Genomic DNA, 26,435 nt, shown 5'->3' on the forward strand with positions numbered 1-26,435 from the left:
GTGCTTGACGCTTTGAAGTCAGCTATGGCAAAGGTAGGGCCTGACGTTCAGGTGATCTTTCACTCTGATAGAGGGTCGCAATACGCTAGCGAAGCCTATCGCTCCTTCTGTTCCTCTAACAGCGTCTTACCAAGTATGTCTCGTCGCGGGAACTGCTATGACAACTCGTATGTAGAATCTTGGTTCGGTGGGTTTAAGAAAGAATGGCTCTATCGTCGTAAATATAGGAATGAAAGTGAGTTGAAAGCGATCGTTTTTGATTATATTGAAGTGTGGTATAACCGGAAGAGAAAACATTCAGCATTAGGCTATCTTAGCCCCATGCAATTTGAAATAAACTGCGCTGTTCAGTAAACATTTGTCCGCATTTTTTGGGGAATTCCACCGTCGATCTCAATACCTAGTGACTTTGAAGCAAAGAAGGGAAGTCCGTACATTGTAGGCATCATCACAGCGAATAGATCGAAAGCTAGCGCGTACACTCTATCTGCAACTGTTGCATGAATTCTATTTTGCATTCATCCTCCACCTGAAAAGTATAATGACATGATATTAAAAAAGAGTAGCTCTCTTTTTGCAATTTTGTTCAACTACATCTTTTAGAATCGAGTATTCTGTACCTTGACTAACTTCTATTGCAGAATATGAAAACTCTCCTCTCAGACCAATCTTGATAACGAGATTTTTTTTGATAACTTTCTCAGATGTTAACTTAGATCTCGGGGAAACCGACTGTTTAGTATATAATTTCGTTTTCTCTATTACATCTGCAGTTGCCTTACTTTGAATCGAGTACCGGTTGGGGTATCCAGGATCATATCTAATTGAGACTATATAGGGCCCAGACAATGAGCAAGTGGTGTCACTGTAGGAATCGTATATCAACTTTGTTCTACCGTTGTGCTTAAGAACTGTCACTTCCATTCCTATAATTTTCTTCACTTCATCAACGATAGTACAACTAGATAAAAATAGTAGAGCAAGAATAGTTCCTAACCTTTCCATTTCGTTTCCTCACATTTGAGATTTGATGGAAGGCCGAAGCCTTCCTTAAACTATTCACTTAGAATCATTCTTGGTAACTGACTTTCAAGTGTATTGTTAAGAAAGCCACTTCCTATTGGGGGTGGCAAGTCTCCTGGACCTGAATTACACTGACCTGGCATGTAGATTATGTATGGGTCATTACAGAAGTCGTACTCAGTAACTACATCACTCAGCTGGCCATCATGATAGCAACTATCAGATGGGGTATAAGAATATGGGTCACAAAGGTCATCAGGCTTTACCGTGATAATTGGTCTTCCTGAGTATGTCTCGCTAGCGAGTGCAGGGTCAACGCATAGACCAACCTCTCCTCCCGGGCATTCGGTAATTACAGATTCGAAGTACTTGCCATTACCACCAAAGTAGTACTGCATAGTGGAGTCATGTTGTTGCATAATGTCCCACATTTCTTCAGAAGTACATCCTTCACCCCCACTACCACCATAGGGGTCACCATATGTGAACCTAGCTATAGGATCTGTCGCCCCACCAGGACCAGATCCGCAGTGTAAGTCAAATGAAACGTTATCCGACTGGTCAGGAACTGAACCACCACAGTGTTCTGGTTGTGGATTCTGGTCACAGCCGTCTGAACTATCTGCATCTTCTTTCTCTTCAGCTTTCCTCCTCTCCTCTTCTTCTTTCCGTTTAGCCTCTTTCTCGGCTTCAGACTTTCTAGCTTCTTCTTTTGCCTTTTCGTATGCAGCATCGCGTCTAGCTTTGTCATTCTCTTCTCGCTTATCACGCTCATTTTCGGCTTCTTCCAACTCTTGCCGCGCCTCATCGCGATCATCAAACCAAGAGCCACCGGTGGGGTGGGGTTTGCCATCATGAATTGCTCTATCAATTTTATCTAACTTGTCCCATGCTCTGTCTACTTCGCTATTGTAGAAATCCCTCGGCTCAGCTTCAGTATTCATACCTTCAGATTCAAATGCAGACTCAAGAATGTCTAAAAATGGAACAGCATTTTTAAACTTCTTCGCAGCATCTCCCAAATAGAAGTCCTTTTCAATGGCATCTGTAGCTTGCTTTTTTGCTTCATCAACCAATGGCTTCCAAGTATCCTTAGACTTATTAAAGTCTCCCTTGAATTCTTCCCAGGTGTTATCGCTGGCAGACTGACAAACTCCTCCGCAAGGTGTTGTGCCACCACTTGAGAAAGGGTCGGTAGGACCTTGTTTAAACATCCAATTATCTAAACTCCAAGTGGCAAACTCGGAAGGACTAATGCCAAACTCAATAGCTAGTGAAGTACCAATATTGCTGTCTACTCTATTTAGGATGGATAAAGAAGCAGTCATAGCACCACGATTGCCATCTTCAAAAGATCTTGCTGTCATGTAGTATAGATTCTTGGCAATAGACCCTAAGCCGTATTCTTGATACATCTTGTTAATTGAAGCAAATGCGTCGAAGTAGTCGTGTCCTAGGTATTCAGCTAGTTTAGCATATTCTGAGAACACTTCGGAAAGTTGAGCTTCAGTAAGTTCTTGATAGCCGTTAGAATCCCGTATCTTCAAGCTCTGATCCCAAAGCTTGTAGTAGTTTTTCTTTAGTACAAGCTTGAGTTTTCCATATAGAACCCCACCTTCTTGTTTTGCAGCGACTCTCACGCTTCTATTGACGAAAACTATGTCTTTATCTCCGTCACCATCGCTATCGGCGATGACCGGATGAAATGATCGCCAATCGCCGGACTGCTCGCTCCATAACCTAACACTATATCCTAAGCCTTCTCGTCGATAAATATAAGTCGAGTTAAGCTTGTCCGAGAGAATAGAAATTGAAACATCAGCTTGACCATCAACATCAAAATCAATACCGGAGAAACGACAGCATCTCTTACCGGGCTCCACGATATCACGGCAGTAAGGTGGCTCTTCTACGAAAGCGATAGGAGGGTTGATGAAGTCTACACTATTCGAAAATCTCATTCCATCTTGCTGGTAAAAGACATTCATGATTCCAGATTTTTCTAGAACTAGATCCATCCTACCGTCTGAATCTACATCAGAAATGGATTGATTCCATAGATTCCATTTTGCACCCACTTCGATGGAATCAAAAAAGACTGGATTACTAGTCAGTGATTTTGCTATCGCTATCTGAAACTTAGTATCAGATGCACAAGTGAAGAGAAACTCGTTAGATCCATCTCCATCTAGGTCCACACTATCTCGATTAACTATACTGTTTGCTTCGCATTGATATCTTTTTTCACAGCTTGCATAGAACTGACCTGAAGGCTCGTAACTCGTTCGTGTTTGATTAATGCACCTTGTACTAATATCAGTTTGCTGGCACTGGGTACCTATCGTTTCTGTGATTCCCGTCGTATAAACCCTAGTGTAAGATAGCTCGCCATGAAGTTCCGTAGAAGAGCAGTTTGCGCCGAACCCATAGACAATATGGTCATTAGTGCCATAAAGGTAGAAGGGATTCGGTTGTGGCGGAGTTGTTGGAAACAAAGTCGGAGATGTCATATAAATATTCTGCGGTGTGCTATCACATGAATCAAATGAGAATTGAGATTCTTTTTCAACTTCAAATTCTCCATCATAACAGTACCTTACTTCAGTATCCGACTCACATATTTCAGCTGAACTGGCTGACGAATCTTTATACTTTAATTCTACTACTTTTCTTCCATGACCGATATGCCCACAGGACTTGGGAGGCAGGTTTTCACAGGAGCTAATATAGTCGGAGCTTGGATCTACCTCAATAGTCCCGTTATTACAGTAACCTATGGTAACCTTTCTGGTGCAGATATCTTTATGAGCAACTACCTTGCTCTCGAATCCATAAAGCTCCACTTCGTCTCCGTGAGGTGTGTCGCCGCAGCTAAGATAGCCAGCTTTGCAGCTGCTTGGTTTAGATGAGCTCCATTCAATGTTTCCACTTTCACATGTACCCACCTCGGTAACTTCAACACATTCACTTCCATAAGGAACCAGCTCACTCTCGAATGCAGTTCGTGTTATCGTTGACTCATGAGGAACTTCTCCACCTCTACAAGCAATCTTCAAAGCTGGTTCTTCAATTAAGTATGGAAAGAAGTCAGTAGAAGCTACCTGTCCCGTCGAGTTTTGTGCCGTCAGGCGAACCATGAAACCTTCTGGAATAGGAAACATGTAAGGCTCACCCACAAAATATCCATTTTCGTTTTTAGAAAGAGGAAACGTCTCTCCAAACTGATTTTCCCCTGTCAAAATTTGGGCTTCGGCACTGATTTCGAATTCGTTTTCGGTAGATGAGATGAAAGATATTTTAGGGTTGTATACGTTGCACTCTTCGGAAAATGATCCTTGGTCCCATAGTATTGTTCCGTTTTCGCAAACTCCGTTCTGTACAACCCTTTCACAGGTATCTCCTTGAGACACAAGCTGAGATGTGAAACCCTCTCGCGACGTAGATTCACCATGACTCAACTCGTCTGAGCAGGATAACATTTCTGGCTCTGTAAAAGGCTCTAAGTCGGGTTTTCTTCCAGATACCGAAAAAATTCTGTTCTTCTTACAATCCCAGTTTCACTGGTTGCGGTAAGTCTCACTAGAAACCCGCTTGGAATAGGGAATATGGGGAGATGATCGCCGGTAAAGTATCCGTCAGGATGTTTGGCTAGCATGAAGCTTTCACCGTATGTGTTCTCCCCAACAAGAGTGCTAGCATCAGCTAGTATCCGAAAAGAGCTTTCAGATGTATGCTCATCAATAAACGTAATATTGGGATCATAAGCTTCGCTTTGCGCAACTAAAGCTGTAGTTGCAACTGTCTGTAGAAAAACAAAGCAGACAACAAATGATAAATCGATATATTTTGCAAAATGGCTTACAAAGCCCATGAAGTATCGTTGCACCTTCATTGGAGTTTTCCCCTTAGATGGTTTGGCTTTATTGATAATGCGATTTTCTTGTTAGGTACAAAGCATATCGGTGAGACTTTTGACGATTCGTGGAGGGTTGATGAGACTTACGTGAAAATTAAAGGTCGATGGAACTATTTATACAGAGCTGTCGACAAGGAAGGCTGCACCATCGACTTTAACCTCTCAGTGCATCGGGATCAGTTGGCGACAGCTAGATTCTTCAAAAAAGCCTTAAGAGCTGATCACAGTGAGGTCCCAAGGGTGATAAACGTTGACAAGAATGCTTCTTACCCACCAGCTATCGAGTCTGCGAAGGAAGCCGGCTACCTGCCTGAGGGAACGGAACTCAGGCAAGTGAAATACTTAAATAATGGCGTCGAATCGGATCACAGGAGGATCAAAAGACTCATTAACCATGGTCTTGGCTTCAAAGGCTTTTGGACAGCCCACAAAACGATTCGTGGGTACGAAACAATGCATATGATTCGCAAGGGGCAGGTAACGGGGCCCCACGGATCTTATATGGAGCAAGTTAGATTTATCGAAGAAGTATTCGGAGTCGCTGCCTAAGCCCACGTTTGACCCAAGCATACTCTCAGCTCATTCGAATTGTTGCACCAGAACCATGTTAAGAACTGCTTATCTTTAAACCAGAGGTTGGGAAGGCGTCTCGCATGGGATTCGCTGAATTGGCCGAATAGCAAAAATCTTTTCCCGGCTGTTGAAGAGCCTCTAAAAATCCATTATCGTATTAGGAATCAATCTTAAAAAATGAATGAGGAGGCATTATGATGAAAACGTCATATCAGTGTCTGTTTCTATTGTCTTCGTCTCTTGGTATCGGGGGACTTGCAGAGGCTGCCACCCGCATTCCCACTGATGGTACCATCACTACGATCAACGCTGAAAAACCTGAATCACCATACCAGGAAGACGATTACTACGTTTATAGTAAAAGCCCTTCATTCACCCGTTGGGTCTATAGTCCTTGGGCTAAGCCAGAATTTAAGGACGACGGTCTTTCTATTCAAAATAGCCCTGAAAATAAGAAGCGAGCCATATTAATTTCTGAACTAACCATTCCTACAGACCAATTCAACACCCGAAAGGACTATGCTCTTTCCCTTCAGCAAGCTTATGAATGTCGCAATCAAATGGAAAGCAGTGAAGCCTGCAAGCTAAAAGTGATACTCCGCTGCTACGGAAAAACCTCGGACGCCCCCTGGGGGATCACCTTCGAGAAAACCCATAGTCAGGCTGCTTCGCCAAGCTCTTTACTGAAAAAAGAAGAAGTTCTTGAGGCAGAACGTTGCCAAAACGGTATTCATTTGTCTCTTGAGGCATCTGTCTTACCTGAATTGGCCAGCTACACATTCAAGTCGGTCAAAATTTCCTTAAAAGAAATCTAGGGGTTTACCCCTTAGGCCCTCCTTCTTGGAGTCTCTCAGTTGCTATTCTTTGCCATGGCTACAAAAAATGCCGTTCTCCTAATTAAGGGAGAACGGCTATTTTAGGAGTCGTAAGGGTTATTCAACCGTTAGCGTAAAGGCTCCTTCCCCGGATGCGGAGTAAACCACCCAGCGGTAATCACCGCTGCTACCACTATATTCGATCGTCTCATCAGAGCTAGCACCTTCGGAACGAGCCACTGTGCGCCATCCCCAGAACCAGCTATACTTTTGAAGCGATAGATCGAAGTCGGCTGATGCTGGGCCTTTTAGCTTCGCTACAAAGCTAGGGCTGCTGTAGTATTCCTCACCAGCGTACATGTAATCATCTGTGCCTGAAAGGCTATCGCTATAAATGTCACATCCTGAGCAGGGATCTGGATCAGGGTTCGGCTCTGGATCTGGGTCAGGCTCTGGATCTGGGGTGTCGCCACCAGAAGGTGATGTGAACAAGAATAGGTTTGGCGAACCTGAGCCAACGCTTGAGATGGCTCCCGACGTTGCCTGTGCAATCATAGTGCGGGTCACCTGTGCTGCAGATGCCTTTGGGTCCGCTTCTAGAATCAAAGCCGCAGCCCCGGCTACGTGAGGTGAAGCCATGGAAGTACCACTTAAAGTGGCTGTAGCATTAGATGATCGCGTCCCTGCGGATGTGATGCTCGATCCTGGAGCAAAAATATCAACACACGATCCATAGTTCGAAAATGATGATCGCCGATCGGAGCTATCTGTTGAACCCACAGTAATCGCATCGGCAACTCTTGCTGGCGAACTACCACAAGCATTTGCTGAGCTATTTCCAGCGGCAACAACGAATGTGATGCCGGCATCGATAGCTTTCTCTACCGCACGATCTAGGGCTGATGATGCGCCACCACCTAGGCTCATATTTGCCACGGCTGGCTTGATTGCATTCTCTGCAACCCACTCAACACCAGCAATCACACCTGAGTTCGAACCACTTCCGTTGCAACCTAAGACACGAACTCCGTGAATGGTAACTTCTTTTGCAACTCCATATGTGGAGCCACCAACGGTACCAGCAACATGGGTGCCATGACCGTTGCAGTCTTCGCTTCCGCGACCATCACTGATCGACGAGTAGCCTTGCCCCATACGGCCTGAAAACTCGTTATGGGATGATAGAACACCCGTGTCGATGATATAGGCGTGAACTCCTCTCCCAGTGTAGTTATAGTTATAAGCACCATCGCGACCTTCCCTAGAGTCGATACGATCGATTCCCCAGGTAGCGCTTTTCTGAGTCGCATTGATAGAAACAATGCGATCCGCTTCCACAAACGCAACTTCGTCATCTGCTGCGATCTCTTCAACATCCCATCGCGAGGCTTTTACAACAAACCCCCCTAGAAGTTTTTGGAACCGTTTTTGAATTCGAACACCAAACATGCCTTGCATCCGCTCTTGCATCGCTTCAAGGCGCTGCATGCGTATTTCCATCCGATCGCGAAGAGAAAATGTGCTCATGGCTTGCTGATCATCCTTCATCACAACGATGTACTGGTCTGGGATACGATCTTTATGATCCAAACCTAGGATTTTCTGACCAACATCGCCAAAGGCTAGGCTGGACAGTAGGCTACTCGCCAAAAGAATTGCCAGCATCCGTGCGGCACCGTTGCAGACCCCTCTATGAAATCTCATAAGGATCTCCTTTCCTTTAAAAATGAAATGTGTTTCTGAACCTGAGGAGAGAGAAGCAACTTCGATGCCATGACTGGCCAGTCAGTCAAATAACTATTGGCCCAGTGACAGAAGCAAACTATGTAGCCGAAGTATCAGGGTTAGCTGCGGTTTCTTATGATTTTCTTAAATACGTTGGTTTAGCATATACCTAAATTTCCTTTAAGATATCGAACATTTCTGTAGCTCAGGTAGGAACATCTTAGAAAATCTCAGCGAAATTCAGCGTCTCTACCCCTAAATTATCATAGCTTATTTTCACTAGGATTGGGCTATTCAACTGGACTTAAAACACCTATCCGGTAGTCTAGAAATCCTGTAATTTAAACCGCTTCTTTTATGTCAGCATGATGATGGGATGGCTGCTTGAAAACTTTAAAGGATATCAACTGGAATCAAGTCTATTGCTTTTACGAAGTGGCTCGCAAGCTCTCCATGAAAGAAGCTAGTCAGATATTGGGCGTCTCAAAACCCACTGTCAGTGAACAAATCAAAAAGCTTGAAGAGCTACTCGATGTCACTCTGTTTGTGAGATATCCCCGCAAAATCAAGCTTACCAACGAAGGGACCTCTCTATTTGCTTGTGCGAAAGAGATGTTTGAAGTTGGTGGGCGATTTTTAGATACCGTCTCACCTGATGCCATTGGTGGCTATTGCGTTCGAGTTGGAATTTTGGAGTCACAGACCGCTTCTGTTGGCCTCGACTTTGTGAGTCAGTACTGGGATATATTCGCCCCATTCGGAACCGTGACTACAATCCGCGAAGTCATGCAAGAATCGTTGATGGAGAAGCTTATCCGTGGTCACTTCGATTGGGGAGTAGCCTTTCGAGATCCGGTATCCCCTAGGCTGGAGTGTCGCGAGATCGCCAAAACACGTCTGGTCTTCTGCTGCTCACCAAGAATTTATGCCAAGTTTAAGCACAAAGAAGACATCCTAAGAAGCATCCCTGTAGCTAAAAGCAGCTGGGATTCTCGACTCAATGAAGTGATCGATGATGCATTCCGTAAAGCGTCCATCTTTCCTGATGAGGTCATTGAAAGCGACCACCCACAGTTCATTATCAACCTCGCCCAGCGCGGTCGCTGCGTGGCCATCTTTCCCAGTGAAACCATCGATACGGCATCCTGGGGTAAGGAGCTTAAGGTTTTCGAGCTTGAACAGCCGGTGGAGATGACACTTTATGCCCTATGGCCTAAGGGCAATGAGCGAAGGGTATCCATCAGAAAACTCATTGAGCTACTCGACATGAACAAGCGCCCCGAACAGATGCAAGACCCTGATCTTCAAATTAAAGTTGGTGATGTCAAAGACTCCATGCTCGAATAGGCGATTGGGCCCCCATCAGGCCGGATTCACAGTACACTAACGAATCACGACCTTTAGTGATTGCCCTGGATGGAGTGTGGTCGACGAAAGATGATTCAAATCAACAATCTCGTGAAGCTGATTACCAAATCGCCGGGCAATCATCGTGAGGTTCTCGCCACTTTTGACACGATATCGTTTGGTACGCTCTCCATCACGGACCCTGCGTACCACATTCCGAACAGCAATCAGGCTGGGGTAGTAGTTCTTTGCAGCAAAGCGAAAAACTCTAGTCTTATGATAGCGGCGAATCTTAGAGTAGTCATAACCATACTTTCGAATCGCACGCCGCATGCCGTTAGTGCCATAGTTGTAGGCCGTGATTGCTAGAGACCACTTTCTGTGCTGACGTTTGAGGTCTTTCAAAAGCCTTAGAGCTGCAATCGTTGATCGATAGGGGTGAGTTCGTTCGTCTCGCCACCGGCTTACTCTGAGTCCCAGGTTGCGCGCGACTTCGGGGATTAATTGCCAAAGACCACGGGCATTGGCTTTCGACCGAATACGGTTATGAAAACCACTTTCTAGGTAAGGCAGATACTTGAGATCCAAAGGCAGACGGTGTCGCTCAAGAGCTTTAATGATCATAGGCAAATACTTTCCAGAGCGCTCCAAGGGCTTTTGAAGGTCCACTCCTAGCTGACACCTCACTCGTCGACTCGCCTTTCGCCAGTATGAAGGCTTCTTTAAGTGACTAGGGGTTGCATCAAAGACCTTCTTTTCAATCCTGGTAGATGGTTTTCCGGTTCTTCCTAAGTTCACCAAGGCACGACTGATCAATCGTCTCTGTCGCCTGATCTTAGCTCGGCGATGGCGACCGCGATGAGGAATATTCCACACAGCAAACACCGCATCGAGATTTTGGGTATCGTGGTAAACACATTGGCTTGGTGAATAAACACTAAAAATCTTCTCCCAAAACCTAATATCTTTAGCAATATCCCGAGGCACATCCAATGGAGATGCGTCACTCGTTGCTGGGGTTAGGACGAAAGCAATACAAAATAGATTCTTAAGAGTTTTGAGACATGCAGATGACACGGGGCTCGAAGCTCACTTGTGATTTGACATGTCTCTATTGTCTCTATACGTCATTTAGGCGTCAAACCCACTAGTAAAAATAGCCAGCCACGCCTAATAGAAACACATTTTGCAGCAAATAAGTTAGGTTTCCCCGTACCTAACTCCGCACTAGATCACTCATGCACCAAGATGATAAGCGAGCAATATGCCTTAAAGAGTGTGCAAAATTATCCATCAACTAAAATGTAAGGGTGTTCCCCTCCCAAATGTAAGGTTTAGTAATTTTTAGTTAGGGTAAACCTAATCGTATTCAAGCAGCTGCCGCAAACAGTATACCCATAGAAGCTCCTTATTGAGCGCCAAAGCAGCCTGTGCTAATAGAGATCAGGCCGAGATCGTCAACTACTGTAAGGAATTCCTGTGGCTCTTCTGCAAATGAATCGAGCGAAGCTGAGGAAAAATTATGAGGTACTGGAATCAAAGTTTGATAAAGCAGGGATAAGTTGGGGTGTCGTCAGCAAGCTACTGTGTGGTGATAAGTTATTTCTCAAAGAAGTACTGTCACTCAAACCCAAGCAAGTATGTGACTCACGGGTAAAAAACCTGAGAGCCATTAAGCAACTTGACCCTGAAATCGAAACGGTTTACATCAAACCTCCTGCCAAGAAAAGCATCCGCAACATCGTACAGTTCGCCGACATCAGTTTCAATACAGAGCTTCGAACCATTCGAATGCTATCTGAAGAGGCGCAACTACAGTGCAAAACCCATAAAGTTGTCATCATGATTGAGTTGGGTGATTTACGAGAAGGGATATTAGGGGAAGACTTAATTGAGTTCTATCAGGAGGTCTTTCGCCTCAAAGGCATTCGAGTCATCGGCATCGGAGCCAACTTAAATTGCTTAAATGGTGTGATGCCGTCTCAGGATAAGTTGATCCAACTTGCTCTCTATAAGAACCTGATCGATGCGAAGTTTGGCCAACAGCTGCAATTGGTATCAGGGGGCTCCACCGTAACGCTACCTTTGCTATCGAAGCATAAGTTTCCAAAGAGCATCAATCACTTTCGCATTGGTGAAGCACTGTACTTTGGCATTAACTTATTTACCGGCAAAACTTTCAAGGGCATGCACGGTGATGTATTTCAGCTCAGAGCAGAAATCATCGAACTAACCGAAAAGCCTTTCGCACCGGTAGGGGTCCTGGGAGCCAACCCCAGTGGCGAAACCCCTGAAATTGAACCAGGAGACTTTCAAAAAACTGGGCTCCGCTGCATTATCGATGTGGGTCTTCTTGATATCGATCCCAAGTTCATGACTCCCTGTGACAAGGGCGTTGAGATTTTGGGAGCAAGCTCTGATATGATCGTTATCGAACTGACGGACGATGCGAAACCTTATCGCGTCGGTGAAACCATTAACTTCAATCTTTCTTATATGGGAGTCCTAGGCCTAATGGCTTCCAAGTATATCGAGAAAGAAGTGATTGAATAGAGCCTTGTTGCCAAGCAAGGTACTCTAACTCTTCACAATCACAAGCTGAGATTTGAACCATTATTAAAGGATTACACATGAATATCTCCACGATCACGACGAAAGATGAATTAGAAAAGCATATTCCCCTGTCTCAATTTATAGAAGAACTTCATGAAATGCTTAAGCCATATGAAGATAGTGTTGAAGAGATCACTGGCGGTATAGGCAAGTGCTTTAGCAGCGGTGGGAAAGTCGTTGTTGCAATGGAAGAAGAAAAGCTCCTTGGAACTGTTGTCATCCTAAAAACTGGAATGTCGGGTTATATCCCAGACAACCTCTTACTCTACGTTGCTGTAAAGCCAGAAACTCGTGGCAAGGGCCTTGGCCGCAAGATTATTGAAACTGCCCTTGATGGACTAGAAGGTAGCGTCAAGCTTCATGTTGAACATGACAACCCTGCCTCAAGGCTCTACGAACGCTTAGGCTTCACAAGTAAATACCGCGAAATGCGCATATCCCTTCCGCTTAAGTCCTAAGTTTCGAGATGGTTGAGCCGATTCTATCGATATCGGCTCAACTTGATCTACAAGTTCAACGATACATGTAAAACGTTATGAGTCTAGATCAAACTAAAATGCCCAACCTAGATGAAACCTCAATGCACTGAGTTGAACATTATCAGAGTTGTCCATAAACTTTTCAATGCTATTGATACTATTCTTGACTGCCTCCGCCTCAGTAGTGAAATCTTGAGTTCCTGCAATCGGCACCAATATACCAACCCAGCTTGTTCCCAGTGTAAAGGCTTCCCACTGCCACTGGTTGCCGATTTGAAACATTGCAGAAAGCTTAGAGTAAGAGCCTAAGTCTGTTTCTGAACGTTCAGAGAGAACTGTTTCATCGATGATAAAGCTACCTTCTACCATTGCATAATCGAGACCACCTTCGATATAGAAGCTATTACCGTAAAACTTCCGCAAGCTCACGCTCAAAGCCGAGCCCTTAACTTCCGTACTAACACCAACATAGACTAAGGTTTCCCCATCCTCATCCTCGCCCGCTTCCTCTTTAATAGTACTATCCATACTACTGTAATTCACAAGAATCTGAGAATTCGGGTCTAGGTAATGCTGATAGGCAATCGTACCTTCGGTAAGACCTTCTGTCCGGCCACCCACACCAAATAGAATGGCTCCTTGCTTTCCAAGCCTGAGTGCCTGGGAGCTATCAGATTCTAAGGGGCTATCGTCGGTGTTACCAGATTCAGTAGACTGAGTTTCTTCTTCGCTATCTATTTCCTGAGCATAGAGTGGCTGAATTACAAGCAAGTTTGTGAGCAAGAGTTTAGAAAGTAGCTTCAACATCGTCTCCGTTTAAGTTTTGATTGGATTTTAGTCCTCAAATATTCGGTATCCAGTTCCAAAAACTTGACTAAGAATCTCATCCTGAAAGTAAGAATTCCAACGACTCTATGGCTACTCCGATATCGAGAATCTGCTCTCATTAATGCGATAGGTTCTACTCTTCTAAAACCTTTTTAAGGATAAGACTTAGAAGCTCTGGATAGATCTCCAATGCCTTGTCGTCAAAATCATAGTGAGGGTCGTGAAGGGAAGGTTTATCTTTGCCTATCCCAAGGCCGAAGTAACTACCCTTAATCTTCTTTGTATAGTGACCAAAGTCTTCTGACCAGTAATACGGATAAGATCGTCGCTGTAGGGTGAGACTGCGCAACTCTTCTGTCGCTTCAGCGACTACCTGGGTCATGACTTCGTCAATTCCCGTGCTAGGAAATGGCTCGATCAATTCGTGTTTATAACTAAGACCATACTCACGACAAAGCTCTTCGCAGGATTCTAGGAGCTGCTCCATATTTTTGTTAAGAAGCTCTTCATCAAAGGCACGTAGTGTAAATGAAAGGCGACCATCACCTGGTGTGATTCCAAAGTTCTCCTCGCCTATACGAACCTGTACTGGGGTTGCCAGGAAAAACGATTCACTGGGGTAGCTCTGCTCTAAGGTTTCAGCAAGACTAAGAAGTTTCGGAATCACCTTCAATGCAGTCTTTGCCATCTCAGGGTGTGCCGCGTGGGAAGTCTGTCCTTCGATCGAAATCCTCAGCCCTGTAGATGCTGATGCAAAGACTTTATCACCCACCACAACTGTACCTAAGTCTTCTCCAGGGATATTGTGAAAGCCAAAAATATGATCTGGCTTCCAGTCAAGGAAAGCCTCGTCAGCCATCACTTCAATCGCCCCCTCTCCCAACTCTTCCGCATGCTGGAAAAGCAATCCAAGCTTACCGTGGGTTAAAACATCCTGCCATCCACCGGCCAAGGAGGAAACGATAGTCATATGCCCATCGTGACCACACATGTGGGACACACCCTCGTTCTTTGAGCCATAGTCTTTGCCTGGCTTTTCCAGAATTGGCAGAGCATCTAAGTCTGCACGGAACACCACATGGGGTCCAGGTTTACCGCTATCAAAAATAGCCATAAATGCCTTACCGTCGCAGAGATCAATGATTGACTCGCAGCTCCTGTTCTTCAAAAAGTCTTTCAGCAATGTCTGAGTTGTAGACTCATGATGGGACAGTTCAGCGTTTTCGTGCAGCTGACGCCTCAATGTGATGAGTTCAGAACTAGGTACTGGCATGGGTCCTCCCTGCAAACGTTGTCGTAGTCACAAAAACAATGACAGCGCAGAGTATACCAAAGAAGTTGCCGTCAAGACCAAAGGGAATCCCTACCTGCAGCAAGCTAAGGCTTACTGTAACCACGCCACCTATGATCATACTCAAACCAGCCGCCAGAGGGTTCGTTTTCTTGAAAAACAATGCCCCCATGAGAGGCACAAGCAGCCCAGAAACCATAAAACTGTATGAGTATAGCATCAGCGAGAGAACATTCTCGAACATACCCGCCAAGAACAGGGCCACGATACCTAAAATCAGGGTTGCCACTTGAGAAAACTTAAGGTGTCCCTTCGTTGAGCTAGGTTTGACGATATCAGAAACAAAACTACCAGATGCAGCCATCAAGCAGCTATCCGCTGTAGATAGGATGGCTGAGAAGTAGGCAGCCAAAACCAAACCAATCAAGCCAGTGGGCAGCACAGTTTTAAGAAGGAGAGGCATTCCCAGCTCGCTATCCAAAGCTGAGCCTGCGGCATAGCCCAGTTCGGCGAAGACTCCCGACTCTAATGCAACTCTTGAGTACATGCCCAAGAGAACCCCCATCAATGCCATGATCGGGAACTCAAGCAGGCCTGCAAAAAACCAAGCTCTCTTAGCTGTTTTGACATCAGCGCAGGCATAGATACGCTGATAAAGAGTCATACCAATAAACCAGATTGGAATAATGGTTATGGCCCAGTTAAAAAACTGCTGCCACGATAGGTTGGTCCAGGAAAGATGTCCCGAGGGTAGATAAGTTTTTAAAGCTTCAAAACCACCTAGGCTAATATGAGCACAAGGGATAGCCACTAGGATCAAGCCAGCCATGAGGATGATCCACTGCACCGTATCTGTATAAATTACAGCCTTGATACCACCGATGGCAGTATAAACCACTGCGATCACTCCCATGGCGATTAAGGCTGCATTGAGAGATAAGCCATCAAACGTTGCCGATGCAAGCTTGGCACCTGCTAGCAACTGTGACGAGGTGAAGCCAATATATCCCAGTGTTGTAATAATGGCTGCAATCAAAGCGACTTTTGGGCCGAAAAAATGGTCGAAGATCTGGGGAAAGGTAAGAAGTTTTTTTTGATTTTCGAGGACCTTGATTTTAGGAATCAGAATGACCGCTGAAATCCAGGCACCCAATAAGCCGGTGAACAGCATCCAGGAGCCAGAGATCCCCATGGCGAAGCCAAGCCCGCCCAGCCCAATAGAAAAGCCGCCTCCCACGTCTGTCGCAACTACTGAGAGGCCGATATGCAAACTGCCCATGGAGCGACCACCGACATAGTAGTCGTCAAGCTCGTCGTTTTTCGTTAAAAAGTAAACTCCAACTGCCAGCATGATCAGCAGATAGATAACCAGAATACCAATGTCTAGTGAACTCATAAGTCTCCAGAATGTGATTCGTTAAACAAACTACACAATGATGCGCGGAATATCTTTGGGGAGGCGGGTCAGTAATTCATAATTGAGCTGACTACTATAGTCACTGAATGAAGACACAGAAATCGCCTGATCTTCTTGAGTTCCAATCAATACCACCTCGTCGCCTATTTCAACTCCGGGGATATCAGTGATATCAACGCTGATGGCATTCATGTTGACGATTCCCGCCACGGGAGCAAGCTTCCCTCGAACAAGAACTCGCCCTTGATTGCTCAAGGATCGGGAGAAACCATCAGCATAGCCCACAGGAACAGTGGCTAGCACCTTGTCCGCCTCAGCCAAAAACGAGGTTCCGTACCCCACATACTGACCCATCGGAACCGCCTTGAGAGACATCACCCGACTCTTCCAGGTGATAATCCGCTGCAATGGACTGACTTTATTCTGACGGTCCATAATGTATTCGATGAAGGTTTCCTGGCTTGGCCAGAAACCATATTGTAGAATGCCGATACGAACCATGTCGTAGCGAGTTTTCTTCAAGCGAATAGCCCCAGCAGAGCATGCAGCGTGAATCTGTTGCGACTCAATACCAAGATTTCGAAGACCTTGCACAGCTCGATCAAACTCTTTCAGCTGTTTCTTCACTCGAACGAAGTTTGTGATACTTTCGGCACCTGCTAGATGGGTACATACACCCATGACCTCGATCTTGTGTTGAAACTCATTGAGCAAATTCGCTAGAAAGTGGAAGTCCCGTGGGTCGATTCCTAAACGGTTCATACCCGTTTCCACTTCTAGATGCACCTTGGCTTTAAAGGGGCTTTTTGGGGCAGTTTCAAGGACTTTTTGCAGAAGTGTTAGGTTATGAACAAAGAATTCGACATTGTTTTCCATTGCCCACTCTAACTGCGGAAAATCTATCTCACCCATTATAATGAGTCGCGAGTCTTTGTTTAGCACACTTAGCACATCGAGCGCTTCGGCTGCATTAAACACCGCAAATGTTGACTCGCCCAGATCCTGAGCGACCTCCATAATCTGACGTGCGCCATGACCGTAGCCATTGCCTTTAATGACGAGGCAAAGTTCGGACTTTGATGCCACAGTTTTTCGTAGAAATTTAAGGTTGCTAGCGTACTTTTTCCGGTCAATCTCAATAGTAGAGGTCTCGAACATGGTGCCCCTTTAATAGACTTAAGCCGAACACAGACGTTCGGTGAACTGAGGGTAATTCCCTCTAGGCGCTCTCTGCCTAGCGACCTTAATGCTTGTTATAAGATAGCAGCGGTCACAGAAATTTCCAGACCCCCACCGACCAGTTAGGCAAAACCTATCCTTAATACGAAAGCTCTTGTAAATCAAAACTAATGTCTTAGACTTTGTTAATGAGTATTTTTACCAGTGCTTTACTCAATTTTTCTCTTAGAGTTCCGATGGAACGATACAGTGTTTATAACCGTTTTTCCAAGGTAAAGCCGACATCATTACGAGGGCCAATTCATGTCCAGAATTTTATTTTTGGTCGCCATCCTAGGGTTGGCAGGCGTTGCAAGAGGGCAGGATAAGGCTGACAAGCAAGAACCTCTGGACATTGACAAACCAATCTTTAAGCCATTCATCGAACGCTACATACTCGACGAATTGAAAAACATCCGAGCTGATCAACAGCACCTCAAAGCTGAAACCTATCAGCTTCTATCGTCTACGGAGCTTAAAGCTTCCGATCGAGCGATTCGATACACTACCGACACAGTGAACAACGTATTTTTTATCATCACCGCAGCTGCATCCCTGGTTGTTCTTCTAGGTTGGCGCTCTATCAAAGATATTCGCGAAAATGTAGCAGATACCGTAGAAAATCGTGTTCTAAAACTCACTCAGGAGTACGAGCAGAGGCTGGACAAACTAGAGCAGAAACTTAAGACGCGCTCAGAGCAGATCATAGCCACTCAACAGGAAGTGGCTAACGCCAATCAGATTCACGCTCTTTGGATGCGGTCTGGCTTAGAAGAAAACCCGCAGCGAAAGATTGATATTTACGATAAAATTTTAGCAATTCACCCAGAAGATGTGGAAGCACTTACCTATAAAGCCGACACACTGCTCGACTTAGGCGAAGTTCGGTGGGCATACTCCCTAACCAATCGTGCTGTGGACCTCGATGACAAATACCCGCTAGCCTACTGGCAACGAGCCTGTGCACATACTGGTTTAAATCGCTACGACGCGGCAATCGATGACATCGATCGAGCCATAGCCCTTTCCCCTGGACTCAAAAAGGATCTCGCGGATGAACAGGCTTTTGAAAAGCTAGCGACTCATCATCGCTTTAAGGAAATCATTGCCTCAATTCCACCTGAAACTACTGAATCCCCAAGGCAAGCTATGACTACATCGTGAGCCTTAGCATGCCTCCTAGGCCCTTACTTCCCAGCTGCTGTAACCGCATCTCTTGAAAGGTTCTCAATTACTTCCCAATTTTCGTTGGCAATAGCGTCTTTTGGGGCAACCCAAGACCCACCAACACAGAGGGTGTTCGGCAGGCTGAGATAGTTTTGATAGTTTTCCCGGTTGATGCCACCAGTTGGGCAGAACCGCACCTGAGAAAACGGCCCAGAGAACGACTTAAGAGCCTTAACTCCACCAGATGCCGCAGCAGGGAAGAACTTGAAGACTTCATAGCCTTCATTCAAACCTGTCATCAATTCTGAAACACTAGTGATTCCAGGCAGATAAGGCATTCCCAGATCACGAGCTTTCTTTAAAAGCTCTGGAGTAATCCCCGGACTCACTGCGAAATGAGCCCCTACAGCTGTCAGCTTCTCAAGGTGTTCGACAGTTGTCACAGTACCACCACCGACAACGGCTTCGGGAACCTCTTCACGAATTTTTTCTATGGCATCATAAGCACAGTCTGTTCGCAGCGTAACCTCAAGAATACTGAGACCACCACGAACCAAAGCTCGCGCTAGAGGGACAGCTTCGTGAATGCTGTTGATGGTTAGTACAGGAATCACAGGACTCTTCTTAAGTAATTCTTCCATTTCCTGAGAGTTCCTCGCGCTAGGGTTCTTCGTCACCTTGCTTCTCCTTCGTTCTCAAAAACCGCCGCAGCCCCAATCAGGCCTGGCTGATCTGCTGACACCACAAATGTCGCTATACCTTCCAGATAACTTCTGTAATCACCCTTAGCTTCAAAGCGTGATCGGAAGTCGCTGTCGTTCAATGCGGACATGTACCTTGGGGCGATCCCCCCGGAAATATAAACGCCACCTAAGGCTCCCGTTTGCATGGCATAATCCCCAGCAACAGAACCTAAGACGGCCCAAAAGATCTGAAATGCTTCGACGGAAACATCTTCTGTTTTATGAATCGCTGCCTCACAGATCTGCGCTGCTGAAACTGGCGACACACCTTTGCCATCCAACTGCGAAAGAGCCCACCGAATATTGATCAAGCCTTGACCGGATAGAAGAGATTCGTTGGACACAAATCCATCCCGTTTTTCAAGCACCTTGGATAGAGCCCACTCACGCTCATTGCTTGCCGCAAACCTTGCGTGACCACCCTCTGTGGCAAGAGGATGATAAACACCATTCTGATCCTCAAGCAAGGCTGCCATCCCTAAGCCTGTTCCAGGCCCTAAGATAGCCTTCGTTTGGCTCGCTTTCACTTGGCCGCCTCCGACTTTCGTCACATCAGCTGCTTTCAAATGGGGTAAGCATCGCGCCATCGCTTCGAAATCATTGATGACCCGAATATCCTGAATATTCAACTGCAAGCGCAGCTCAGCGACCGAAAAACTCCACGGATTATTCGTGAAGGACACTCGCTCATCGTTGATGGGGGCCGCAACGGCAAAACATGCCTTGCTTGGTTTTACATCGAGACGCTGCAAATAAGTGAGGACTGCCTCGTCAAAGGACGCAAAAGATTGAGTAGGCAGGGTTTGCATATGCTCAAGCTTCAGAGAAGCATCTTTGACGAGGGCTAAGCGTGCGTTTGTCCCTCCGATATCACCTACGAGTATCGTCATGACTCTACCTTAAAAAAAACTGAAGCTCCCTGCTCCGCTGAAGACACTTGATCGCGAAATACAGAAAACAGCTCTCGCCCCATACCAAAGTCAGATCTGAACTGACGCTCCGCCTGAGTGCGACGAGCCCATTCGCTTGGCTCAACGAGCACATTCAATTCCCCTGATTTAGCATCAAAGCGAATCATGTCTCCGTTCTGAATTTTACCTATGGGCCCCTGATCAAGGGCTTCTGGCCAAAGGTGGATGGCTGCTGGTACTTTACCGGAAGCTCCAGACATTCGTCCATCGGTGATCAAAGCAACTTTATGACCAAGCGTCTGAAGAACACCAAGTGGTGGGGTCAGTTTATGGAGTTCCGGCATACCATTGGCCTTTGGCCCTTGGAATCTCACCACCACGATACAATCCTTGTGAAGCTCACCGGCTTTAAATGCGTCTTGCATAGCAGCCTGACTTTCGAAGACCACAGCCGGAGCTTCGATCACCAAATGCTCTTCCGCTACTGCAGACGTCTTCACCACAGAGCGCCCTAAATTGCCTTCCATCAGCATGATACCACCATGTTGAGAGAATGGCTCTGCAAGAGGGCTAACAATCTCACGATCTAAGGAAGCCTTCGTTCCTTGGCTCCATTGAACTTTGTTTCCTTCCACCAGCTGAGGCTCCTTTGCATAGTCTTCTAAGCCAGAGCCAAAAACAGTCTCAACATCATTGCAAAGGAGGCCACCATCCAGCAGCTGCCCTATAATGTAGCCTAAGCCACCTGCTGCGTGAAAGTGGTTCACATCAGCGGCACCATTGGGGTAAACCCTCGCCAAAAGGGGGATAATTTCTGATAATTCAGCCATATCATCCCAGTTAACTTCAATGCCAGCAGCTTTCGCAATGGCGATAATATGAAGAGTGTGGTTTGTAGAACCACCAGTTGCTAATAAACCGATAATACCATTGATGATAGCTTCTGCTGTAATAACCTTGTAAAGAGGCTTGTAGTCCTTTCCTAGCTGGGTTTGGCTCGCAATCAGCTGCGCTCCATGATAAGTCAGCGCGTGACGCATCTCGGTGCCCGGATTCACAAACGAGGTTCCAGGAAGATGAAGTCCCATAAACTCCATCAACATTTGATTGCTGTTGGCTGTGCCATAGAAGGTGCACGTGCCCGGACTATGATAAGATTTCGACTCGCATTCAAGTAGCTCATCGCGACCTATTTCACCCTTCGCATAAAGCTCTCGGATACGGGCTTTTTCTTTGTTAGGGAGACCAGACTCCATTGGTCCCGCCGGCAAAAATATCACGGGCAGGTGACCAAAACTCAGTGCTCCCATCAACATCCCAGGAACGATCTTGTCGCAAACCCCTAGACAAACAGCAGCATCGAACATGTTGTGGGAAAGTGCAACTCCCGTCGCCATAGCAATGTTATCACGGCTAAATAAGCTCAACTCCATTCCCGGTTGGCCTTGGGTCACACCATCACACATAGCTGGCACACCACCTGCAAATTGAGCGACACCGCCCGCATCTTGCAAGGCTTCTTTGATCACCTCTGGAAAGCTCTGAAACGGTTGATGGGCAGATAGCATATCATTGTACGCTGACACGATCGCAACATTGACCTTACTCCCTGCCAAGGCAGCCTTGTCTTCCTTACCGCAGGCAGCAAAACCATGGGCTAAGTTCCCACAAGAAAGCACCTTCCGATTTGGTCCGTCTTGGCTTGCAGCTACCATGCGCGCTTCGTATGCTTCACGGGTGGCAGCGCTCCGCTGCTTCACTCGATCTAAAATTTTCTTCAGTGTAGCATTCATCATTAGTCCTTTGGCGCCCAATAAACTTGAAGTGGCACTCGTTTCTGGCGAATAAAATATCGAATTGGCATCTGAGCCTCGTCCCCAGGTTCACATGCAGTCTTATAAACCTCTTTCTTATCGTCACCCGCGATCTGTAGGAATAAGGCCCGACTATTGAGGAGCACAGGCAGGGTCAGCGTCATTCGCTGATAGGGTGCAGTCTTAGGAACAACACCCTGGCAAACCAGATTCGAGCCTTCCACAGCTTTCCCTAACTCTTCTGCGCAAGGAAATAGTGAAGCTGTATGACCGTCCGCCCCCATCCCTAGAAGGGTCACATCGAATGGCTGGCTTGCGATGTCTTGTAACTTTTGATGACAGGCGTTTGCACCATCGAAGGGGTTGTCCGCTGGTGTTTTAAGGCCAATAAAAGTGGCAAAACGCGCCTTGTTTAGGAGAAGGTTGTCATTAACCAAATGCTCGTTGCTATCCTTATGGTCCGGATCAACCCAGCGATCATCAGCCAAGGTAATCCAAACCTTGGCCCAATCTAAGTCGCAATCGGCAAGAATTTGAAACAAACGCTTTGGCGTGCTACCGCCGGAAAGCACTAAGCTAGCTCGCCCTCTGTCACGGATAGCAGACGACAGGTGCTTGGTAATCTCTTTTGCTAGTGCCTGCTGCATCTCTTCATTGGTTTGGAAAAGCTGCTCTGTCATAAATCATCTCCCTAATCATGCCAATTCTGACCATCCCGAACAATCAGCGCAACTGCCGCAGCCGGTCCCCAGCTTCCTGCTGTATACGACTTTGGTCGATCCATAGTCACCCGCCAACCGTGATGAATCTGGTCGATCCATCGCCAAGCGGCTTCAATTTCATCCCGTCGCATAAATAAGGTTTGATTATCGCGGATCACATCCAAGAGCAAGCGTTCGTATGCCGCTGGAGTTCTTGGATTATCAAATGCCTCTGTCAGGCTAAGGTTGAGCGGCACAGCCCTCAGCTTCATTGACTCTTCCAAACCCGGCACCTTGTTCATCATGACAAGCTGGATACTTTCTTCCGGCTGTAATCGAATAATGAGCTTATTCTGTGCGATTGCATTGCCGTCGTCATTAAAAATCGAATGAGGTACAGATTTGAATTGGATAACAATCTCTGAGTAACGAACCGGCATACGCTTGCCGGTTCTGAGGTAAAACGGCACCCCGGCCCACCGCCAATTATCAATCTCTGCCCTGAGTGCAACAAAGGTTTCGGTATTGGAATCCGCTCCATCACCACCTTCATCGATATAGCCCGGCACGGGCTTGCCATTGACTGCTCCAGGTCGGTATTGGCCGCGGACGGTTTTCTGATTGACTTCATCGGATGTGATGGTTCTCAGCGACTTTAGGACCTTCAGTTTCTCATCGCGGACAGCATCGGCGTCCATAGAGCTCGGAGGCTCCATTGCGACAAGACATAGTAGTTGAAGCAGGTGGTTTTGCACCATGTCTCGGAGCGCTCCTGCTCGATCGTAGTAAGACCAACGACCTTCCACTCCAACTGTTTCAGCGACTGTGATCTGAACGTGATCGATGGCATTGGAGTTCCATAGTGGCTCGAACAAAGCGTTAGCAAAGCGAACTGAGAGCAGGTTTTGCACCGTTTCCTTGCCAAGGTAATGGTCGATTCGATAGATCTGACACTCTTCAAAATACTTCGCGACCTCGTCATTGATCACCTGAGAACTAGCAAGATCTTCACCGATCGGCTTTTCTAGCACGACCCGCGAGTGACGATCCACCAAACCAGAGGTGTTGAGGTTCGAACAAATACTGCCGAATAAACTCGGAGACGTTGAAAAGTAGTACATATTTCGCTGAACAGCGCTGTCCTGGGTCATCGCTTTAAGCACGTCGAAGCTACTTCGATCATTTGCATCGACTCTGGCATAGCGTAGCTTTTGCCGAAAACCCTCCCATTTGACAGGATCAAGTTCATCGGTATCCAGATGGATCTGAAGATTCCTATGAACCAGGTCCTCATATTCAGTACGACTCAGTTCAGTTCTTGAAGCGCCAATAATACACCCTTCAAGGGTTAGGTTGTTATAAGAATAAAGGCGATACAACGCGGGAAGTAGCTTCCGCATGGCTAAATCGCCATTGCCGCCGAAAAGAACGATATTGTAGGAGCCTACGTAGCCTTCTGTAAGCATGTCCATCACCTAGCAATTGATGAAACTGTCCCTTAAGCAATTATCCGATTCATCCCTCGGGGTCAATGTAATATTACTAGATAGTTAAGGAGTATTCCCGAGAATGGCGGCATCAATCGGTGAATTTGTAGTTATATTACTTCCTTATTCCCTTTTCTGCTTGAATCAAAGCTAGCTCTATTGAAAGTTCCGAAATCACCCCTTCCATGAGGTCTAGAACTTTCTAGTAAGATTACATCATTGTCGTGAATTAATCCCTTGTGCTAGGGTACGTTTGTTTTATATATAACGGCAAAACGTACAATCGCCAGCCACATGGAGTAGAGCCATTAACATCTTACAGAAAATCAGTAAGGCCAGGACATCCCTAAGCAAGTCTGAACTTAAGGTTGCTGACGTCGTTTTGGCTGATCCAAACACCACGATTAGGTCAAGTATTGCTAGCTTGGCACGCTCTGCCGAGGTTAGCGAACCCACAGTCAACCGCTTTTGCCGTAGCCTTGATTGCACAGGCTTCCCAGACTTCAAACTGAGGGTGGCCCAGAGCCTGGCAAATGGAACACCTTACGTCAATAGCAACGTAGAACCCAATGACACCGTGGAAGACTACGCCAACAAGATTTTCGAGATGACCATGGCGAGCCTAGAAGACGCTCGTAGCAATCTAGACTACCATTTGATTGGTCGCGCGGTGGACGCACTGGCCCAAGCGAAGAAAATTGAATTCTACGGCCTTGGTGCTTCAGCATCAGTAGCCATAGATGCTCAGCATAAATTTTTCCGCCTCAATACTCCTGTCGTAGCCTACACAGACATCATGATGCAACGGATGTCAGCAGCAGCGATAGGCCGTGGCGATGTGGTTGTCGTCGTCAGCTATACTGGCAGAACGATCGCGACAGTCGAAGCCGCAAGGCTTGCTAAAGAAGCAGGCGCAACGGTGATTGGCATCACCACCCCTGGCTCACCGCTAGCGCAACACTGCAGTATTACACTCGGGGTTGAAACAGCCGAAGATACTGACGTATATACTCCAGCGATATCGCGGCTTGTCCACCTTACCATCGTCGATGTACTTGCGACTGGCGTGACACTTCGTCGAGGGCCGGACTTTTTGGATCACCTCAAAAGGGTGAAAGATTCACTGGTCGAAACGCGTTTTTCTCGGGACATACCGCCATCGCTACCTAATTGACATCAGTTGCAGCAGAAGGGTTTTCATGGAAGCACAGCTAAAGATTGACGGACTACAAAAGATTTATGACAACAAGGTTCAAGTCCTTAACGACATTAACCTTGAAATCGAGAAGAATGAGTTTCTGGTGCTGGTAGGCCCTTCGGGCTGCGGAAAGTCTACCCTTCTTCGTACCATTGCAGGCCTAGAGACTGTAACGCAAGGAAAGATCTCTATTGCGGGACGGGAAGTTACCAAGCTAGCCCCAGCGGATCGCAATATTGCAATGGTATTTCAGGACTACGCTCTTTACCCTCATATGTCGGTTCGCGACAACCTCGCGTTTGGCCTGAAGATGCGCAAACGCCCCAAAGATGAAATTGAATCCGAGATCATGAGAGCTGCTAAGATTCTTGATATCGAACACCTTCTGGATCGTAAGCCTTCCCAGCTTTCTGGGGGCCAACGGCAGAGGGTTGCTATCGGTCGGGCCATCGTCCGTCGTGCAAGTTTATTTTTATTTGATGAGCCCCTCTCAAACCTTGATGCTAAACTACGAACCCAGACAAGGATCGAGCTCGCCGATCTTCACCAAAAAATTGGCGCAACATCCGTTTATGTCACCCATGATCAAGTGGAAGCGATGACTCTTGCAGATCGGATCGTAGTCTTAGATGGCGGCGACATTCAGCAAATTGGCTCGCCTATGGAGCTTTACGATCGTCCCGCCAATAAGTTTGTTGCATCCTTTATTGGTAGCCCCAACATGAACTTCTTCGACGGCACCTTGAAAATTAGCGGTAGCCAGAAGGTCTTTGAATTCGAAGGTGGACACTTCGATTTCAGTGATGCTGAAACTCCAATGGAAGAAGGCCGCTTCTGCTTAGGTTTACGACCTGAAGCCATGAAGGTTCTGACTCAAGAAGGCCGTGAGGCTCAAGGCGCAGAAGATTTTAAAATGATTGTGACTCTTCAAGAGCCCCACGGTCATGAAACTCATATGGTCGGACTGATTGGTGAGAAGCAAGTTATTATTCGGAGTGCGAACCCTAAGCGACTGGCTGTCATGAATCGAGCAAAAAAGGGAGATACGCTGACCCTTTCTGTCGATCGCAAAGCCCTCCACTGGTTTGAGGATACGGATTTCGGACGCCGCATCGACGTATAGATTTTTTTTATCTGGCAAGCTCGGATTATTACTAGCTTTACCAGAA

At 46.4% G+C, this 26,435-nt stretch carries 23 protein-coding genes; 9 read left to right on the forward strand and 14 right to left on the reverse strand.

The features are described from left to right. The coding region (locus B9N89_RS07800; RefSeq protein WP_143478141.1) for an integrase core domain-containing protein at nucleotides 1-354 on the forward strand (354 nt) is incomplete at its 5' end. On the opposite strand, the gene B9N89_RS31285 is transcribed toward B9N89_RS07800, so the two are convergent. The 3 genes from B9N89_RS31285 to B9N89_RS07810 all read right to left on the reverse strand — a co-directional run bounded on the left by B9N89_RS31285 (nucleotide 348) and on the right by B9N89_RS07810 (nucleotide 4,915). After that, nucleotides 348-518, reverse strand: a complete 171-nt coding sequence (locus tag B9N89_RS31285) for a hypothetical protein (protein ID WP_159455225.1) — start codon at nucleotides 516-518, stop codon at nucleotides 348-350. The genes B9N89_RS07800 and B9N89_RS31285 overlap by 7 nt on opposite strands. Before the next feature lie 537 nt (nucleotides 519-1,055). Then, nucleotides 1,056-4,502 (reverse strand): FG-GAP repeat domain-containing protein, encoded by a 3,447-nt coding sequence (locus B9N89_RS07805; RefSeq protein WP_132317658.1) that lies wholly within the window; start codon nucleotides 4,500-4,502, stop codon nucleotides 1,056-1,058. Between the two features lie 20 nt (nucleotides 4,503-4,522). Further along, entirely contained in the window at nucleotides 4,523-4,915 is a 393-nt protein-coding gene (locus B9N89_RS07810) for a hypothetical protein (protein WP_132317656.1), read from the reverse strand. Here B9N89_RS07810 and B9N89_RS07815 point away from each other — a divergent pair. After that, the gene (locus B9N89_RS07815) at nucleotides 4,877-5,488 is read left to right on the forward strand and encodes an IS6 family transposase (RefSeq protein WP_132317654.1); all 612 of its coding nucleotides are present in this window, start codon (nucleotides 4,877-4,879) and stop codon (nucleotides 5,486-5,488) included. The genes B9N89_RS07810 and B9N89_RS07815 overlap by 39 nt on opposite strands. Nucleotides 5,489-5,706: 218 nt before the next feature. After that, nucleotides 5,707-6,327: a hypothetical protein gene (locus tag B9N89_RS07820; RefSeq protein ID WP_132317652.1), complete on the forward strand. Its 621-nt coding sequence runs from the start codon at nucleotides 5,707-5,709 to the stop codon at nucleotides 6,325-6,327. A 117-nt stretch (nucleotides 6,328-6,444) separates the two neighbouring features. On the opposite strand, the gene B9N89_RS07825 is transcribed toward B9N89_RS07820, so the two are convergent. Then, a complete protein-coding gene (locus B9N89_RS07825) occupies nucleotides 6,445-8,031 on the reverse strand; it encodes a S8 family peptidase (RefSeq protein ID WP_200820681.1) in 1,587 nt (528 codons plus the stop codon). A 405-nt stretch (nucleotides 8,032-8,436) separates the two neighbouring features. Here B9N89_RS07825 and B9N89_RS07830 point away from each other — a divergent pair, with 405 nt between their 5' ends. Further along, the gene (locus B9N89_RS07830) at nucleotides 8,437-9,399 is read left to right on the forward strand and encodes a LysR family transcriptional regulator (RefSeq protein WP_132317650.1); all 963 of its coding nucleotides are present in this window, start codon (nucleotides 8,437-8,439) and stop codon (nucleotides 9,397-9,399) included. A 36-nt stretch (nucleotides 9,400-9,435) separates the two neighbouring features. On the opposite strand, the gene B9N89_RS07835 is transcribed toward B9N89_RS07830, so the two are convergent. Beyond that, nucleotides 9,436-10,476 (reverse strand): transglycosylase SLT domain-containing protein, encoded by a 1,041-nt coding sequence (locus B9N89_RS07835; RefSeq protein ID WP_132317648.1) that lies wholly within the window; start codon nucleotides 10,474-10,476, stop codon nucleotides 9,436-9,438. 402 nt (nucleotides 10,477-10,878) lie between these two features. Between B9N89_RS07835 and B9N89_RS07840 the strand changes: the two genes are divergently transcribed. Together B9N89_RS07840 and B9N89_RS07845 are read left to right on the forward strand one after the other, a co-directional pair. Further along, nucleotides 10,879-11,952, forward strand: a complete 1,074-nt coding sequence (locus tag B9N89_RS07840; protein ID WP_132317646.1) for an alanine racemase — start codon at nucleotides 10,879-10,881, stop codon at nucleotides 11,950-11,952. A 77-nt stretch (nucleotides 11,953-12,029) separates the two neighbouring features. Beyond that, nucleotides 12,030-12,470 carry a GNAT family N-acetyltransferase gene (locus B9N89_RS07845; protein ID WP_132317644.1) on the forward strand — a complete coding sequence of 147 codons (441 nt, stop codon included), beginning with the start codon at nucleotides 12,030-12,032 and terminating at the stop codon, nucleotides 12,468-12,470. 93 nt (nucleotides 12,471-12,563) lie between these two features. On the opposite strand, the gene B9N89_RS07850 is transcribed toward B9N89_RS07845, so the two are convergent. From B9N89_RS07850 to alr, 4 genes are all read right to left on the reverse strand, one after another. Then, on the reverse strand, nucleotides 12,564-13,298 hold the full coding sequence (locus B9N89_RS07850; protein ID WP_143478142.1) for a hypothetical protein: 735 nt from the start codon (nucleotides 13,296-13,298) through the stop codon (nucleotides 12,564-12,566). A gap of 154 nt (nucleotides 13,299-13,452) precedes the next feature. Then, nucleotides 13,453-14,592, reverse strand: coding sequence for an amidohydrolase (locus B9N89_RS07855; RefSeq protein WP_132317640.1), 1,140 nt, complete (start codon nucleotides 14,590-14,592; stop codon nucleotides 13,453-13,455). Next, entirely contained in the window at nucleotides 14,579-16,006 is a 1,428-nt protein-coding gene (locus tag B9N89_RS07860; protein WP_132317638.1) for a sodium:solute symporter family protein, read from the reverse strand. The genes B9N89_RS07855 and B9N89_RS07860 overlap by 14 nt, the downstream gene beginning before the upstream one ends. A 30-nt stretch (nucleotides 16,007-16,036) precedes the next feature. Further along, on the reverse strand, nucleotides 16,037-17,185 hold the full coding sequence (gene alr, locus B9N89_RS07865; protein WP_132317636.1) for an alanine racemase: 1,149 nt from the start codon (nucleotides 17,183-17,185) through the stop codon (nucleotides 16,037-16,039). Between the two features lie 324 nt (nucleotides 17,186-17,509). On the opposite strand from alr, the gene B9N89_RS07870 reads away from it, so the two are divergent. Then, the gene (locus B9N89_RS07870; RefSeq protein WP_132317634.1) at nucleotides 17,510-18,409 is read left to right on the forward strand and encodes a tetratricopeptide repeat protein; all 900 of its coding nucleotides are present in this window, start codon (nucleotides 17,510-17,512) and stop codon (nucleotides 18,407-18,409) included. A 23-nt stretch (nucleotides 18,410-18,432) separates the two neighbouring features. On the opposite strand, the gene B9N89_RS07875 is transcribed toward B9N89_RS07870, so the two are convergent. Genes B9N89_RS07875 through zwf form a run of 5 tightly spaced genes read right to left on the reverse strand, consistent with a single transcriptional unit; the run spans nucleotide 18,433 to nucleotide 24,047 of the window. After that, entirely contained in the window at nucleotides 18,433-19,053 is a 621-nt protein-coding gene (locus B9N89_RS07875) for a bifunctional 4-hydroxy-2-oxoglutarate aldolase/2-dehydro-3-deoxy-phosphogluconate aldolase (protein ID WP_132317670.1), read from the reverse strand. A 32-nt stretch (nucleotides 19,054-19,085) separates the two neighbouring features. After that, on the reverse strand, nucleotides 19,086-20,045 hold the full coding sequence (gene glk / locus B9N89_RS07880; RefSeq protein WP_132317632.1) for a glucokinase: 960 nt from the start codon (nucleotides 20,043-20,045) through the stop codon (nucleotides 19,086-19,088). Beyond that, nucleotides 20,042-21,859, reverse strand: a complete 1,818-nt coding sequence (edd, locus tag B9N89_RS07885; RefSeq protein ID WP_132317630.1) for a phosphogluconate dehydratase — start codon at nucleotides 21,857-21,859, stop codon at nucleotides 20,042-20,044. The genes glk and edd overlap by 4 nt, the downstream gene beginning before the upstream one ends. 2 nt (nucleotides 21,860-21,861) lie before the next feature. Further along, nucleotides 21,862-22,560, reverse strand: a complete 699-nt coding sequence (pgl, locus tag B9N89_RS07890; RefSeq protein ID WP_132317628.1) for a 6-phosphogluconolactonase — start codon at nucleotides 22,558-22,560, stop codon at nucleotides 21,862-21,864. Between the two features lie 11 nt (nucleotides 22,561-22,571). Further along, nucleotides 22,572-24,047: a glucose-6-phosphate dehydrogenase gene (gene zwf / locus B9N89_RS07895; RefSeq protein ID WP_132317626.1), complete on the reverse strand. Its 1,476-nt coding sequence runs from the start codon at nucleotides 24,045-24,047 to the stop codon at nucleotides 22,572-22,574. Between the two features lie 328 nt (nucleotides 24,048-24,375). On the opposite strand from zwf, the gene hexR reads away from it, so the two are divergent. After that, nucleotides 24,376-25,242 carry a transcriptional regulator HexR gene (gene hexR, locus B9N89_RS07900; protein ID WP_132317624.1) on the forward strand — a complete coding sequence of 289 codons (867 nt, stop codon included), beginning with the start codon at nucleotides 24,376-24,378 and terminating at the stop codon, nucleotides 25,240-25,242. 25 nt (nucleotides 25,243-25,267) lie between these two features. Further along, on the forward strand, nucleotides 25,268-26,389 hold the full coding sequence (locus B9N89_RS07905; RefSeq protein WP_132317622.1) for an ABC transporter ATP-binding protein: 1,122 nt from the start codon (nucleotides 25,268-25,270) through the stop codon (nucleotides 26,387-26,389). The last annotated feature ends 46 nt before the right edge of the window (nucleotides 26,390-26,435 follow it).

The organism is Pseudobacteriovorax antillogorgiicola (assembly GCF_900177345.1).
GTDB classification, from domain to species: domain Bacteria; phylum Bdellovibrionota_B; class Oligoflexia; order Oligoflexales; family Oligoflexaceae; genus Pseudobacteriovorax; species Pseudobacteriovorax antillogorgiicola.